The sequence below is a fragment of the Gluconobacter sp. P1C6_b genome (assembly GCF_018811945.1).
In the GTDB taxonomy this organism is placed as follows: Bacteria; Pseudomonadota; Alphaproteobacteria; order Acetobacterales; family Acetobacteraceae; genus Gluconobacter.
Genome location: NZ_JACRVU010000006.1, coordinates 127,725 through 142,938 on the forward strand (window position 1 = coordinate 127,725; position 15,214 = coordinate 142,938).

The 15,214-nt window shown below is 61.8% G+C and carries 13 protein-coding genes; 8 read left to right on the plus strand and 5 right to left on the minus strand.

Annotated elements, in window-relative coordinates; translation table 11 throughout:
• Nucleotides 1-183: 183 nt before the first annotated feature.
• Both KP701_RS06625 and KP701_RS06630 read right to left on the minus strand, forming a co-directional pair.
• The gene (locus KP701_RS06625) at nt 184-912 is read right to left on the minus strand and encodes a hypothetical protein (protein ID WP_215746425.1); all 729 of its coding nucleotides are present in this window, start codon (nt 910-912) and stop codon (nt 184-186) included.
• Between the two features lie 221 nt (nt 913-1,133).
• On the minus strand, nt 1,134-1,901 hold the full coding sequence (locus KP701_RS06630; RefSeq protein WP_215746426.1) for an alpha/beta fold hydrolase: 768 nt from the start codon (nt 1,899-1,901) through the stop codon (nt 1,134-1,136).
• Nucleotides 1,902-2,068: 167 nt separating this feature from the next.
• On the opposite strand from KP701_RS06630, the gene KP701_RS06635 reads away from it, so the two are divergent.
• The 6 genes from KP701_RS06635 to flgA all read left to right on the plus strand — a co-directional run bounded on the left by KP701_RS06635 (nt 2,069) and on the right by flgA (nt 8,262).
• On the plus strand, nt 2,069-3,847 hold the full coding sequence (locus KP701_RS06635; protein ID WP_215746457.1) for a chloride channel protein: 1,779 nt from the start codon (nt 2,069-2,071) through the stop codon (nt 3,845-3,847).
• A gap of 99 nt (nt 3,848-3,946) precedes the next feature.
• Nucleotides 3,947-4,414, plus strand: coding sequence for a RidA family protein (locus tag KP701_RS06640; RefSeq protein ID WP_011252523.1), 468 nt, complete (start codon nt 3,947-3,949; stop codon nt 4,412-4,414).
• A gap of 22 nt (nt 4,415-4,436) precedes the next feature.
• Nucleotides 4,437-5,618 (plus strand): GNAT family N-acetyltransferase, encoded by a 1,182-nt coding sequence (locus KP701_RS06645; protein WP_215746427.1) that lies wholly within the window; start codon nt 4,437-4,439, stop codon nt 5,616-5,618.
• Between the two features lie 82 nt (nt 5,619-5,700).
• Nucleotides 5,701-6,441 carry a flagellar basal-body rod protein FlgF gene (gene flgF / locus KP701_RS06650; RefSeq protein WP_011252521.1) on the plus strand — a complete coding sequence of 247 codons (741 nt, stop codon included), beginning with the start codon at nt 5,701-5,703 and terminating at the stop codon, nt 6,439-6,441.
• Nucleotides 6,442-6,475: 34 nt separating this feature from the next.
• Complete coding sequence (gene flgG, locus KP701_RS06655; RefSeq protein WP_011252520.1) at nt 6,476-7,267, plus strand: flagellar basal-body rod protein FlgG; 792 nt, start codon at nt 6,476-6,478, stop codon at nt 7,265-7,267.
• A gap of 2 nt (nt 7,268-7,269) precedes the next feature.
• The gene (flgA, locus tag KP701_RS06660) at nt 7,270-8,262 is read left to right on the plus strand and encodes a flagellar basal body P-ring formation chaperone FlgA (protein WP_215746428.1); all 993 of its coding nucleotides are present in this window, start codon (nt 7,270-7,272) and stop codon (nt 8,260-8,262) included.
• Between the two features lie 34 nt (nt 8,263-8,296).
• Here flgA and KP701_RS06665 read toward each other — a convergent pair whose 3' ends face one another.
• The 3 genes from KP701_RS06665 to KP701_RS06675 all read right to left on the minus strand — a co-directional run bounded on the left by KP701_RS06665 (nt 8,297) and on the right by KP701_RS06675 (nt 13,783).
• Nucleotides 8,297-11,602: an efflux RND transporter permease subunit gene (locus tag KP701_RS06665; protein ID WP_215746429.1), complete on the minus strand. Its 3,306-nt coding sequence runs from the start codon at nt 11,600-11,602 to the stop codon at nt 8,297-8,299.
• A gap of 80 nt (nt 11,603-11,682) precedes the next feature.
• Complete coding sequence (locus KP701_RS06670; RefSeq protein ID WP_215746430.1) at nt 11,683-12,486, minus strand: SDR family oxidoreductase; 804 nt, start codon at nt 12,484-12,486, stop codon at nt 11,683-11,685.
• A gap of 91 nt (nt 12,487-12,577) precedes the next feature.
• Nucleotides 12,578-13,783 (minus strand): lipase family protein, encoded by a 1,206-nt coding sequence (locus KP701_RS06675; protein WP_215746431.1) that lies wholly within the window; start codon nt 13,781-13,783, stop codon nt 12,578-12,580.
• Between the two features lie 182 nt (nt 13,784-13,965).
• Here KP701_RS06675 and KP701_RS06680 point away from each other — a divergent pair, with 182 nt between their 5' ends.
• Entirely contained in the window at nt 13,966-14,217 is a 252-nt protein-coding gene (locus KP701_RS06680; RefSeq protein WP_041112680.1) for a DUF3297 family protein, read from the plus strand.
• A complete protein-coding gene (locus KP701_RS06685) occupies nt 14,214-15,182 on the plus strand; it encodes a nucleoside hydrolase (protein ID WP_215746432.1) in 969 nt (322 codons plus the stop codon). Before KP701_RS06680 ends, KP701_RS06685 begins: the two co-directional genes overlap by 4 nt.
• Nucleotides 15,183-15,214 lie beyond the last annotated feature (32 nt).

Consider the following 15,214-nt stretch of genomic DNA (forward strand, 5'->3'; position numbering starts at 1 on the left):
AGCAAGATCCGATGAGACAGGCAGAAGCATCATGAACCTTCCCAATAGAGGAGGAGGGTGCCACGATGACAGGGATTTATGAAGTTTTTCTTTGCGGCGGACGAATCTGTCGATGGCAACATCTCCGCACGTCGGTTATGGCACACCGGGCACGGAGATAGCCGATAAGGGCTTAAGATTTCGTTAATGCGCCATTTCAGGCGTTGTGGCGTAAATCTCGAAGCTCGCTTTTTCAAACATTTCAATGCATTCGCGCATGTTGGCGGTCAGGGCCGCGCGTGTGATGTCCGGATCGTTGGACGGATAGTAGGCGCGGGCCAGATCCTCGTCGATTTCCAGATGGGACGGCCCGTCATGCTCATGCTCGTCATGGGCCAGACCCCAGGTCCAGTGCTTCTTGGCGAACAGGCTGGTGAACTTCGGTGCGTGGCAGAGATAGGCGGCCAGTTCTTCGGCGATGTATTCCACGGCGGCCAGCCAGGAGAAGAAGATCACGGGATCTTCGCTGTCGGCATTGGCAATCAGCTTCTGGACGCTCGGCAGCGTGTCATAGTGGGTCCCGAACAGGTTGAGGCCGAATTCCTTCGCGCCATCGGCCCACAGGATGGCGTGCGAACCTTCCTCTTCCTTCATTTCGCGGACGGCTTCACGGGCTTCCGAAAAGAAAGTCTTGATTCGGCTCTGGCCAAAACGCTGGACGAGCGGCTTGATGGGGAGATGACCGACGCGCACGTCAATAGCGCGCTCAAAAGCCTGAATAAAAGGCCACCATCCGATCATCATGGCCCGAATAGTGTCTTTATCGCCATGGGCTGCGCCCCGGGCCAGTGCGGAAGAATAGATTTTCTCTCGTGTAAAGACACGCATTTCGGCACGATTTACCAAAGGCTCGGAGAACAGTAGAGCGTACATCCGCGTAATCCTGATGAAGTTATTGCATGCGCCGTTCCGGCATTGATGTTGTAGTCGTTAAATTTTCGAAAAAGTAAGTTTTTTACTTTAATTATAATTGAGTTTTATTAAAAAAGCAAAAAATTAATATATTAGATTTTATTTATGTTGCTTTATCGAAATAAAATGATTCGCACCAAACCGCCATCCGCTGATCCGGTTTGGTGTCGTAACGTTCTGTTTCAGGTCGGTTTGAGCAGGAATTCCATCATTTCGCTGAGGAACGCGCGCGGCTGTTCGGCATGCAGCCAGTGTCCGGCGTCGGGCAGGGAGCGGATCAGCGCGTGGGGGAAAAGAGTCCGGATCTGATCGTGATGCTCGGGGCGGACATAGGGGGACGCCCCGCCCCGCAGGAAAAGAACAGGCCCTTCGTAGGGCGCAATCTGCAGATCGGGCCAGTTTTCGATTTCGTGAATGTCACGGGCGAGATCGTCAAAACCAATGCTCCACCCCGGCGAATCGCCGAGCCGGACGTTCTGCAGAAGGAGTTCGGCCACGGGCCTGCTGCCTGCTACCGGCTCCAGAAGATCCAGTCCTTCCCGCCGTTCGAGCGATGCGGGAAATGTGATGGCGGCCAGCCGGGCGATCATCTCGCCATGTCCATGCCCCGTCTGGGCCGGTGCGATATCTGCAACAAGCAGCTTCGTGACGCGCTCGGGAGCGGCAAGGGCCAGCATCATCCCGACCTTCCCGCCCATGGAATGGCCGACGACGGCAAAATGCTCGACTCCCAGATCATCCAGCGTTTCCAGCACGTCCTGCGCCATGAGCGCATAGCTGACCGGGCCATGCGGACTGTTGCCATGGTTGCGCAGATCCAGCGCAAGGGTCCGGAAATCGGCAGCCGCGCCGCGCTGGAGGAAGCCGAGGTTCCGGCCCCGCCCGAAAAGTCCGTGCAGGAAGACGACGGTTTCCGGGCCTTCGCCGCGTTCGATGACATGCAGTTTCATCAATGATCCTTCCATGACAGCTGTTGATCGGCGACGCGCTTGCCGTCAAACAGGATCACACCTGCCGCCCGGGAGCCCGCTTGTCCACCAGTCCCGCCCCTTCACCCGCATCTCCTGACGGCTCTTCCGGCCGTTTTCAGGACAGGTCCCGAGGCCTGCGCCAGCGGATGAACCGCTTTCAGGCGCGTCTGTTTCCCCATGCGCCGCTGAATCTGCGAACCCTGGTCCGTGGAAACGAGGTCTGGCTGAGCGTTCTGGCGGGATTTGTCGGGATTCTTTCGGGTCTGTGCGTTTTTGTGGTCACCCATCTGACCTTCTTCATGCACAGGCTTCTGTTCGGGGTCTCGGGCGTTTCCGGCGGCCATCTCTCCGGCCTGACCGCCCTGCCACCGCTTCGAACAGTGACCGTGCTGACCGGCGGCGGGCTGGCGATCGGGCTGTTCGGCGTCATGGTCGCGAAAATCATGCCCCGCAGTCCCGTGGACCCCATCGAGGCCAACGCGCTGCATGGCGGCCGCATGTCCGTGCGGGACAGTTTGGTTATCGTCTGCCAGACGGTCCTGTCCAACGGGGTGGGCGGTTCCATCGGGCTTGAAGCCGGCTTCACCCAGATTGCCGCGGCTTTCGGTTCCCGGATCGGACGCTCCTTCCGGGTGCGGCGCGAAGATCTGCGCGTGCTGGTGGGAGCCGGTGCCGGGGCTGCGATCGGGGCGGCGTTTGATGCGCCGGTGGCCGGGGCTTTCTATGCGTTCGAACTGGTGATCGGCTCCTATTCTCTGGGGAGCCTGTCTCCTGTGGCGGTCGCCGCACTGGCTGGCGTAGGCGTGACGCGCTCGCTTGGGAGTGTCCCGCCGGCCATCGTTATTCCATCGCCGGGCACCCTGTCCTGGGAAGGAACGGCCGGGGCGGTCATCATCAGCGTGCTGACAGCCCTGACGGCAATCGGCCTGATGTTCTGCGTCACCCAGACCGAGGCGCTGTTCCGCCGGATGCCCGGTCCGGTCTGGCTACGGCCTGCGGTTGGCGGGCTGATTGTGGGTGGGCTGGCGACGCTGTATCCGTCCGTCCTGTCCGCCGGGCATGATGCCATGCGCGCTGTCTTCGCAGGAAACGTCACTGCGCAGATGGCTGTTGTCCTGCTGCTTCTGAAGGCTCTGGCATCCTGCCTGTGTATCGGGTCCGGGTTTCGCGGGGGGCTGTTTTTCGCATCGCTCTATCTTGGATCTCTGGCGGGCACGATCTATGGCACGCTTCTGGAACCGCTGGGCGTTGCCCCGGATTCCGTCACGGCCTGCGCACTGGTTGGCATGAGCGCCATGGCCGTGGCCGTCATCGGCAGCCCCATGACCATGATCTGCCTGATGCTGGAACTGACCGGCAGCGTCTCCATGAGCGGGGCCACACTGGTGGCCGCGGTTCTGTCGCTCCTGACCGTGCGGCGGCTGTTCGGCTACAGCTTCGCGACCTGGCGCTTCCATCTGCGCGGTGAGTCGATCCGATCCGCCGTCGATATCGGCTGGATGCGCTCGCTCAATGTCCGCCGGATGATGCGCGGACAGGTCCGTACCCTCCCGGCGGACACACCTGTAAACCGCGCGCAGGCCCTGTTCCCGCTCGGCTCGGCCCAGCGGATCGTCCTGCTTGATGGGGACGGACATTATGACGGCATCGTCCACCTGGCGGATCTGCACGCCGTCCCGGCGTCGCAGACGCCAATCGGAACGCTGGCCTTGTTCCGCAACGCCATGCTCACCCCGCACATGAACATCCGCGAGGCGATCGAACTGTTCGAAAAGGCCGAGGCCGACGCCCTGGTAGTTGTCGAGGACCGGCAGTCCCGGCAGGTGATCGGAACCCTGACCGAACAGCACGCCCTGCGCCGCTATGCCGAGGAACTCGAACGCAGCCGCCGGAGTCTGGCGGGGGACGAAAGCCTGCCGACCTGATCCGCCGATGCGGTCTTGCCCCTTGGCATCACGGCATTCCCGTTTCAACATGCGACCCCATCAGATGCCCGCCTCGGGCGCCCCAACCGGAGACCTGCCATGACCGCGACCCCCGACTCCCGCCTCGCCGACCTTGAGATCACGCTGCCGGTCGCAGCCGCTCCGGTTGCGAATTACGTCACGACCGTCCGCACCGGAAACCAGCTTATCGTCTCCGGCCAGCTTCCGCTGGTGGACGGCAAGCTGCTCATCACCGGCAAGCTCGGCGACGAGGTTTCGGTCCATGCCGGTGTGGCCTGTGCCCGCGCCTGCCTTATCAATGTTCTGGCCCAGGCCAAGGCGGCACTGGACGGTGATCTTTCCCGCATCACGCGCGTTGTCCGTCTGGGCGGGTTCATCGCCTGCACGCCCGAGTTCACCGATCAGGCCACTGTCATGAACGGCGCGTCCGATCTGGCGGTTGAGGTTTTCGGGGACGCCGGCCGTCACGCCCGCTCCACCATCGGTGTGCCGAGTCTGCCCGTGAATGCCCCGGTCGAGGTCGAGGCCCTGTTCGAAATCGCCTGATTACCCCGGATGGGAGGACCGAATGGGAGAAACGGAAAACGTCTCTTCGCCTGACTGGAGCCTGAGCCTCCATGCCTCGATCCACGAGATCGGGGGCAAGGCATGGGACATCTGCGCGGGAGCGGACAATCCGTTCGTCTCTTTCGGTTTCCTGTCCGCTCTTGAAGACAGCGGTTCCGTCGCGGACCGCTCCGGCTGGCTCGTACGGCATGCCGTGCTGCGCGCGCCTGACGGGATGATCGCGGCCCTCGCTCCCCTTTATGGAAAATCCCATTCCTGGGGTGAGTATGTCTTCGACCAGAGCTGGGCCCGCGCGTATGAAGCCGCGGGCGGTCGCTATTATCCGAAGTTCGTCTGTGCCGTCCCGTTCTCGCCGGTTCCCGGGCCCAGGCTGCTGCTGCGTCCCGATCTGCCCGATCCGAAAGGTGTGGCACAGGCACTGGCCTCAGCGCTCATTCAGGCCACGGCGCAGCTCGGCCTGTCCTCCCTGCACGCCAATTTCTGCGATACGGCTTCGATGGAAGCCTTTACCGAGGCGGGTTATCTGCCGCGCACGGGCATCCAGTATCACTGGCAGAACAACGGTTATGCCACGTTCGATGATTTTCTGGGCGCTTTAGCCTCCCGCAAGCGCAAATCCATCCGTAAGGAACGCAGTGCCGCGCAGTCCTGCGGCCTGGCCTTCAGCGCGTTGCGCGGAGACCAGATCACCCCGGAACACTGGAAGGCGTTCTACCGGTTCTATCAGTCCACGATCGACCGGAAATGGGGCAGCGCCTATCTGACGGAGCGCTTCTTTCCCATGCTGTCCGAACGCCTCGGAGACCGTGTGGTGCTCATGATGGCCCATCATGACGGAAAAGCGGTTGCTGGCGCGCTGAACCTCATGGGAACGGACGCGCTGTATGGCCGGAACTGGGGTTGCGAGGGGGACTGGCCCTTCCTGCATTTCGAGCTGTGTTATTACCGTGCGATCGACTTCGCCATTGAGCACGGTCTGTCCCGTGTCGAAGCCGGTGCGCAGGGCGAGCACAAGATCCAGCGCGGCTACCTCCCGACCTTCACCCATTCCGCGCACGCCATCCTCGATCCCGGGCTGCGACAAGCCGTGGCGGCCTTTGTAGAAGAGGAACGGACCGCCATGCAGGCAGAGGCGGCGGAACTGGAAACTCTTTCACCATATCGTCACGGCGAGTCGGGATAACCCTGTTCGTTTAACGATTGGGAAAGCTTTCTGCGGCTAGGCTGTGCTCCGAAATCGGGATTGACCGGAGCCTGTAAAGCCCATGGAGAACAGTACCTATATTGCGCTTTCGCGCATGGATGCCCAGCAGCGCGCCATGTCCGTGGTCGCGGCCAACATGTCGAACGCCTCGACCGTGGGCTACAAACGCGAAAATGTCCTTTTCAGCGACTTCCTGTCCCACCAGCACGGCTCAAAGCAGCCTGAAGGTGCGGATACGGAATCCTATACGCAGGACCGCGCGACGTATCGGGACTTCCAGCAGGGCGACATGCAGTCCACCGGCAATCCCCTTGATCTCGCACTGGGTGGCGAGGGCTATTTTCAGGTTCGCACCGCCAATGGTGTCCGCCTGACGCGGGCCGGCCGCTTCGAGGAACAGCAGGATGGCGCCATTGTCGATGAAAACGGCAATGCACTGCTGGACCGTGACGGGCAGCCGATCGAACTGCCCCAGACCGACCATCGCATCACCATTTCCGCCGATGGCGTGATTTCGACCGAAACCGGCGAGCAGGGCCAGATCGGGATCGTGACGGCGCAGGATAATAACCGGCTCCAGGCCGAAGGCAGCAGGCTGCTGCGTTCCGACCAGCCGACCACCGCTGTCGAGCGGCCCAACATCGTGCAGGGCATGGTGGAAGGCAGCAACGTCCAGATGATGACCGAAGTCACGCAGATGATGGAAATCCAGCGGAACTTCGATTTCATGGCGCAGTTCGTGGACGCCGAAGCAACGCGCCAGAAAAACGCCATCGACAAGATCGTTCAGGTCTCGGCCTGATTTACCGACCCTTACGGGACAAGGATAACTCTCCATGCGCGCACTCGACATCGCCGGAACGGGCATGCAGGCCCAGCAGACCAACGTCGAAACCATTTCCAACAATATCGCGAACATGAGCACCACGGGCTACAAGCGTTCCCGTGCCGAGTTCCAGGATCTGATTTACCAGAATATCCGCCGCGTAGGCGCAAGCTCTTCTGATACGGGCACGACCATTCCGGCTGGTGCACAGGTCGGTCTTGGCGTGAAAACGGCCGCCATTTACCGCATCAACGATCAGGGCAGTCTCGAACAGACCAGCAATTCTCTGGATCTGGCCGTGCAGGGACGGGGCTATTTCCAGGTCCAGCTTCCGTCCGGGCAGCTCGCCTATACCCGGGACGGCACGTTCTCGATGGACAATAACGGCTCTCTCGTGACGGCGGATGGGTATCTCATCAGCCCGACGATCACGATCCCCAACAATGCCCAGAGCATCTCCGTCGATCAGTCGGGACAGGTCAGCGTGCAGATCGCCGGGCAGAACAACACGACGCTCGTCGGGCAGCTTCAGCTTGGTATTTTCACCAATGAGAACGGTCTGGCCGCGATGGGACAGAACCTGTTTACCCAGACGACGGCGTCGGGCGACGCCATGATGGGTAACCCTGAAGCCGTTGGCTACGGCAGCATCATGCAGGGTTACGTTGAAAACTCGAACGTCAATGTCGTGACGGAAATCACCGATCTCATCACGGCCCAGCGCGCCTATGAGATGAACAGCAAGGTTATCACCGCGTCTGACGACATGATGAAGACCGTGACCAATCTGGGTGGTGGCTAAGCATGAGCCGTATCCTGCTGAAAGGTGGCATCCTGCTGCTGGCAGGATGCACAGCACTGTCGTCCGCTTCTGCCGCAACCCTGCGGACAAACGTCAATGTCGATCATCCGCGCGTGCGCCTGTCCGACCTGTTCGCCGATCTGGGCAAAGGACAGGATACCGAGATTGGCGATGCCCCGGCTCTGGGAGCAAGCTATGTGGTCGGTGGTCCGCAGCTGACAGCCATCGCCGCGCAGTTCGGCGTGGACTGGCCCGATGCTTCTCCGCTGGTGTCCACCACCGTGACGCATGCGGCCCGAATGATCACGGTTGATGACGTGCTTCCCGTTATCCGGCAAGGTCTGGAACTTCCGTCCGAGGCCCGGGTTGAGGTGGCGCTGACCGGGTTCAAGCCTGTTGCGGTTCCCGTGGCGGATCAGGCCGCACCGACGATCCTGCATATCGATCGTCCCCCTCATGGTAGCGAGCATTTCACCGCGCGCCTTGAAGTCGCGTCTGCAAGTGGCGGACAGGGGACGGCTTTCACCGTGAGCGGAACGGCGACCATGGAAGTCCGGGCCGTGACTCTGCGTCACGCCATGCACTTGGGACAACCCATCCTGCCTGAAGATGTCACCATGACCTTTGTTCGCATCGGTCTGATTCCAGACGATGCCCTTCAGTCTCCCGAAGATGCTGTCGGTCTCGAGGCGCGGGGTGTGCTTGCCGCCGGTCAGGTCCTTAGCGTGTCCGAACTCGCGCATCCGCAACTCGTGCATCGCGGGTCGCCGGTTGTCGCGACATTTTCCGGCCCGAGCCTGCATCTGACCGTTTCAGGAACGGTTCTCGAAGCAGGCGGCAAAGGTGACACCGTGCATGTCTACAATGCCAGCAGCCGCATGGTTCTGACGGGGCGTGTCGTGGACCGGACGGAAGTGGAAGTCATCCCCGGCATCATGCCGCTTTCCGCCGACAACCGGACGCATCAGCAGACAACGTCCCTTCCATCCCTCTGAATCTGTCCACCGCGTGAATTGCCGGTCCCTGGGGTCAGATCTGTCTGGCGGAGGGCTCGGTGCCGTTGTGCCGACGCACAAGGCCGAGCAGCCAGTGGCAGAGACGTTTGCCTCTCATGCCGATGGCATCCATCCACAGATAGACGATCGGCGTGGTGTACAGCGTGAGAAGCTGGCTGACGACCATGCCGCCCAGGATCGAAACGCCCAGCGGTCGGCGCATTTCCGCGCCATATCCGTTGCTGATGATGAGCGGAACCGCGCCCAGAGCAGCGGCGAGGGACGTCATCAGGATAGGGCGGAAGCGCGTAATCGATGCCTTGAAGATGGCCTCTTTCGGGGACAGTTTTTCGATCCGTTCAGCGTGGATTGCAAAATCGATGACGAGAATGGCGTTCTTCTTGACGATACCCGTCAACAGGATAATGCCGATCATGGCGATGATGCTGAAGGACTCTCCCGCGATCCACAGCCCCAGAACCGCGCCGATACCGGCGGACGGCAGGGTGGAGAGGATCGTGATGGGATGGATCAGGCTCTCATAGAGAATACCCAGCACGATATACATCACGGCAATCGCGGCGAGGAACGCCAGGCCGCCGTTGATCATGAGCTTGCGGGTATCGCCGGCCGTCCCGGTGAAGTCGCCCAGAACACCATCAGGGGCATGGGTAGTCTGCATGGTCTGTTTGATCAGGTCGACCGCGTCGTTGTAGCTCACGCCGGTCGCCAGATCGAAGGAGATATTGGCGGAATAATAGCTGCCACGGTGGGTGATATCGAGGGGCTGCGGCTTCCACAGGACGGAAGCCACATTGGTCAGCGGGATCATGGTCTCGGTCGAGGACGAAACTGCGGAACCGTTGGATGAGTTGCCCGAAATCTGGTTGGCCAGCGAGTTCTGGATGGAGGCCGTGGCCAGGGAGGTGAAGCTGTTCGCGGACGTGCTCGCATCACTGCGGACCCGGATCAGGTTGGAAGCCACGCCGCCGGCCGCTGTGCCTGCGGCTGTTGAAATCCAGACCTGCCGGAGCATTTCAGGATCCATGCGGTATTGCGGCGCTAGCACCATGACGACGCGGTGTTCGGTCGTGGGCAGGTGGATCGTGGAAACGATGGCCTGACCGTAGGAATCATACAGCACGTTCTGGATCAGCTGCGGCGTGATGCCATAGCGTGCTTCGGTGTCGCGGTGGACGGTGATGTAGGCCGCAACCGACTGTCCCTCGGTCGTGGAAGACACATTGACCAGCTTGCCCGAGGCGCGCAGGGCGCTCAGCAGGGTCGGAAGATATCCGAACAGGTCGGCGACGTTGTCTCCACGCAGAACGTAGCGATAGCTGCCGGTATTCTTGGAACTGCTGCCGCCCTGGCTACTGCCGCCAACACTCCAGAACGAGATATCGGCCCCTGGTTCATCGGGCAGGCGCTTGCGGATGCGGTCCAGAATGACCTCGGCGGAGGGGCGTTCCTCCTTTTCCTTCAGATGGAGGTAGAGTTCGCCGCTGTTCTTGTCGTCGCTGAAGATGGTTGTCGAGGTGACATCCGGATCCGTCTGGGCAATGGCCCCGACTTCCCGCAGGCGCCGGTCGATTTCCTGGAACGACATGGTGGCGTCGCCCTTGATGCGTCCTGCCAGCAGCGACATGTCCTGCGAGGGAATGAATTCCTTGGGCATCAGCACGACCGAGCCCACCAATACCACGAAGCTGAGCGGCAGGGTCAGACCCATCAGAACCGGATGGCGCAGGCACCAGTGCATGGAGCGGCCATACTGTTTCAGCGTCCAGTTCAGCGAAGTTTCCGTGATGAAGGCGATGTGGCCGAGGATGCCTTTCCGGGATTCTTCGCCGTGGTCAATTTCCAGCAGATGCGCGCACATCATCGGCGTCAGCGTCAGGGACAGCCACATCGAGATCACGATGGCGGAAATCATTGTCATGCAGAACTCGAACATGATCGAGCCAGCGCCGCCGGGCAGGAACAGCAGCGGGATGAACACCGCGACCAGCGAGGCGCTGATGGACAGGACCGTGAAACCGATTTCCGAAGCGCCGATCAGGCTGGCCTCGTAGCGGTCTTTCCCCTCTTCCATGTGGCGGGCGATGTTTTCCAGCACGACGATGGCGTCATCGACCACGAAACCCACCGCGATGGTCAGGGACATGAGCGACAGGACGTCGAGCGTGAAGTTGAACGCGGCCATGGCGGCCAGCGTGCCGGACAGCGCGATGGGGACCGTTACGGCCGGGATGAGCGTCGTGATCATCTTCCGGAAGAACAGCAGGATGACGAGCACGACCAGCACGACGGACAGGATCAGCGTCAGCCGCGCATCCGCGAGAGAGGCACGGATGGATCGGGACGTATCGAGGCCGACAACCAGATTGACGTCCGCCGGCAGCGCGTCGCGCAGATGCGTCAGATTGGCGTTGATGCCATCCACGATGGCCACGGTGTTGGCGTGTGGCTGGGCGGTCACGACCAGGGTGACGGCGCGATGGCCGTTGATATAGCTGGTCTGGTAGACGTCCTGCACGCTGTCGGTGATCGTGGAGATGTCGCTCAGCCGGACGGGGTAGAAATTGTTGCGATATCCGACGATCAGGTCCCGGTACTGGGCTGCGTTGATGGCCTGATCATTGGTGGACAGCATCATCCGCTGGCCGTTGCTGTCGATGAAGCCTTTGGGCGTGAAGGCATTGGCCGAGGCGAGGGCGGTGCGCACGTCCTCGAAACCGATGCCCCATTTGTAAAGCGGACCGGGATTAAGCTCGACGCGCACGGCAGGATTCGTTGACCCCACGACTTCCACACGGCCCACACCCTTGACCTCGGCCAGGAGCGGTTTGATGCGGATATTGGCGATGTCGTAGAGTTCGGCCTGGGTTTTCTGGTCGCCGGTCAGGCTCATCAGATAGACCGGAAAGCCACCGCCATCCATTTTGAACGCCTGCGGGTCGGCGTCCATCGTGCCGGTCGGCAGATCGGCTCTCGCTGCGCGCAGGGCGGCCTGTGTGTCCCGCAGGGCGCCGTCGATATTCCGTGACGACGAGAATTCAAGGAAAATCTGGGCCTGTCCGGCATTGGTGTCGGATTCGATGCTCTCCAGATCCGCAATCGATCCGAGCCTGCGTTCCAGAGGCGTCGTCACGGAGGTCGCCATCTGCTGCGGATCCGCACCCGGCTGGGTGGCCACGACCATGATGGAGGTTGTGGTCATGTCCGGCATCGTGGCGACGGGCAGGAGGGGGTAGCAGATGAACCCCGCCATGAAGATGGCGATGGACATCAGTGTCGTCGCGACCGGACGGTCTATGAACAGGCGGCAGAAATTCATGCGGCCAGTTTATCCACAAAACCGCGCCGGGGGTCATTACTGATAGGACACAAAATGTCAGTTATCCGCCGTGCAGGGAGTCAGAAATCGGGCATTCCCGCCGGCTGGGCGGAGGGCTGGGTCATATAATACCGCTCGGCCAGCCGAGGCGGCAGCAGGTCCATCAGTCGGGAGCCCATGACCAGCCAGGACGGAAAGATCACCCGTCGCGTCTGCCGCAGTGTGCCGCGCAGGATCAGGCGGACGGCCTCTTCCGTGGATACCAGACCCGGCATCGGAAAACGGTTCTGCTTCACCATGGCCGTATCGACAAATCCGCAGCACACGCTGGTCAGGCTGATGCCCAAACGCTGCAGATGGGCCGCATTGGCCACGATGAAACGGTCCAGCGCGGCCTTGGACGCGGAATAGGACGGTGTTCCGGGATAGCAGACGAATCCCGCGACGGATGCCATCACGCAGATCCGCCCCCGAAGATTTTCACCATTTCGCTGCTGCCTGCGCATGGCCGTCACGACCGGAAAGAACGTGTTGAGCGTTCCAGTCAGGTTGGTGTCGAGCATCTCCCACACGCGCTCTTCGCGCTCCAGCACCAGACCGTCATCGGCTTCGGGAGGCAGGCCGCCCGTGATGCCTGCGCAGAGGAACGCCATATCCAGATGTTCTCCTGAGGCCGTAGCGATCCAGTCCGCCATGCCCTGACGGTTTCGCGTATCCAGTACGACCGGAACTGCTCTGGCGCCCTGTTGATCGCATTGCCGGGCGGTGTCCATCACACCGTCTTCAGCATGATCGCAGAGTTGCAGGGAAACGCCGGGGCGGGCCAGCTTCAGGGCAAGACTGCGTCCGATGCCGGATGCGGCCCCTGTAATCAGGATATTCATCCGGCGGAGTCTAACAGAGTGTTTCCGGGATGCGACCCCCGCCGGGGGGAAAACATTTCTGCCTCCTGAGCACCAGAAGGGCGCAGGCCGGCTAATTGCAATCCGAACGGGGTTTTGTGCCTTGCAGAAGCTGCCCGGCAAAGCTGTGGGCCTCTGTAATCATGGCGGCGAGGGTGCCGTTATGGCTGGCGTCATGAATCCGGTGCGTCACAGCGGTTCCGGCAGCGCAGAGCCGGGTGACGAGGCGTTTCTGCTGGCTGGGGGAGGTGTGCAGATCCTGCGCGCCGGACTCGATGAGCACGGGCGAGGGCAGGGAGAAGCCGGGATATTTCGCCCAGTCGAAAACCGGCGCCAGCACACGGCTGGCTTCGGGTTCGAGCAATGTTGCGGGCGTCAGACCGGAGCGTTTGGCGATCGGTAAGAAGTCCGAGGCGCACATGGACCCGGCATCGTGCAGAAGGCGCTGTCCCCGCGGCGTGAAGGCCTCGTTGATGTCCGTGGAGGGATCGGCTTCGGCCAGCGACTGTCCGAGTGTCAGCAGTTCCGGCACGGCTGGTGAGAAGCTGCGCGGGTTGGCGGGGTGCAGAAGCTCCTGCGCAGTCTGTTCGTCGAGATAAGGTGGGGCAGCGGCAATCGTGCCCAGAATTCGCAGATGCGGCGCATAGGTTGAGGCCATGGCGGCCGCCGCCAGAACGGCCTGCCCCCCCTGTGCATGGCCATTCAGCACCACGCTTTCGGACAGGTCCGGCAGGCGCTCGCGGGCCGCACGGACGGCATCAAGTACGCTCATGCCTTCCGATCGTGCATTCAGCAGGAGCGGGGCGCCGGGCTCGCCCATGCCCGGATAGTCGGTCGCGACAATCGCAAAGCCCTGACGCAGCCAGCCGTCATAGAAATGCGCCTGTACGGTGCCGATCCCCATGACGGACGGTGCGCAGGTCAGGTGCAGGCCGCTTTCTCCATGCGCCCAGGCCAGAACAGGCCAGCCGCCTGCCGGGGCACGACCGCGCGGAACCAGAACCTGCGCCGAAACGCGGACGAGCTGTTGCGGATTGCGCGCATCCGTACTGCGATAGGTCAGACGATAGACCGAGGCCGGTTCGTGGGATGGCACGGAATCCAGCCGGATGGCCTGCCCGGCCGAGACCGGCGCGCTGACGGACCAGTTGTCGCCATCGTCATCCGAGGCGCATCCGGACAGGACGGTTCCCGCTGTCAGAAGCATCAGAAGCGATGCGAGGGCAGTCAGTCCGGGAAGGCGGCGCTCCGGTTTGCGGCGAAAAGAGCAGTACGGCATGAGAGGTCTGTCTCCGACGGGGAGCGTCTCTCATAGCAGTGCTCTGCGTCCTAGGGGAGCGGCCATGTCCCGTTCCGGAACCCGGGTGGACTTGGAGAGCCGTCCATCCGGCGCTACAGAGAAGACCTCTGACGCGCCGGTCCGACATGATCGGATCTGATACAAACGAGGATAGTCCTGCCATGACCGACACCATTCCCGATCGCCTCTCCGCCAGCCCGGACAGCCCGTATTACAACGAAGAGCTGCTTTCGCGCGGCATTGGTGTCCGTTTCAAGGGTGAAGAGCGCACCACCGTCGAGGAATACTGCATCAGCGAAGGCTGGGTCCGTCTGGCAGTCGGCAAGACGCTGGATCGTCGTGGCCGTCCGATGACGATCAAGGTTACGGGACCGGTCGAGGTCTGGATCAAGGACTCCGAAGAAGAAGCATGATGACGCAGGCCAGTTCCGCACCGATCGCACCCCGCCGCATCGTCATTGACACCGATCCGGGTCAGGACGATGCGGTTGCCATCCTGCTGGCGCTGGCCTCGCCGGAACTGACGGTCGAGGCCATCACGACCGTCGCCGGCAATGTGCCTGTGGCCCTGACGACGCGGAATGCCTGCGCCCTGCTCGAACTGGCAGGCCGCACCGATATTCCCGTTTTTGCAGGCGCAGCCCGTCCCCTGCATCGCGCGCCCATCAGCGCCGAGCACGTCCACGGCGAAACGGGCATGGCAGGCGCCAATCTGCCCGAGCCGACCCTGCGGCCGCAGGCAATCGATGCCGCAACCCATCTTGTGGACCTGCTGCGCCGTGAGCCGGAAGGCGCGATCACGCTCGTCTGCCTCGGTCCGATGACGAATCTGGCTCTGGCGCTGACGCATGCGCCGGACATCGCGTCCCGGATCGCGGGAGTCGTGGCCATGGGCGGTGCCCAGCGCGAAGGTGGCAACATCACACCCACCGCAGAATTCAATTTTTTCGTGGACCCCCATGCTGCCCGGATCGTCATGCATTCCGGCATTCCCATCACGCTCCTGCCGCTGGACGTGACGCATCGCGCCATTGCCACACCGGCCCGTCTGGCGCCGATCGCCGCGGTCGGCTCGCCGGTGACGGACATGGTGGTGCGGATGCTGGGCGCGGAAGACCGCTTCGAGAAGCTCAAATACGGCTGGGAAGGCGGTGCGCTGCACGATCCGCTCACCATTGGCTGGCTTCTGAGGCCCGAACTGTTTTCGGGGCGCGACTGCAATGTGGAAATTGAGGTCGACGCCCCCCTGTGCATGGGTCAGAGTGTTGTTGACCTGTGGAACGTAACCGATCGCGTTCCGAACGCGTTATGGGTCAATGACGTTGATTCAGACGCCTTCTATTCGCTTCTGACGGAAAGACTTGCCCTTCTGGACTAGACTCTTTCCGTCACAATGACGTTGGAGTAACC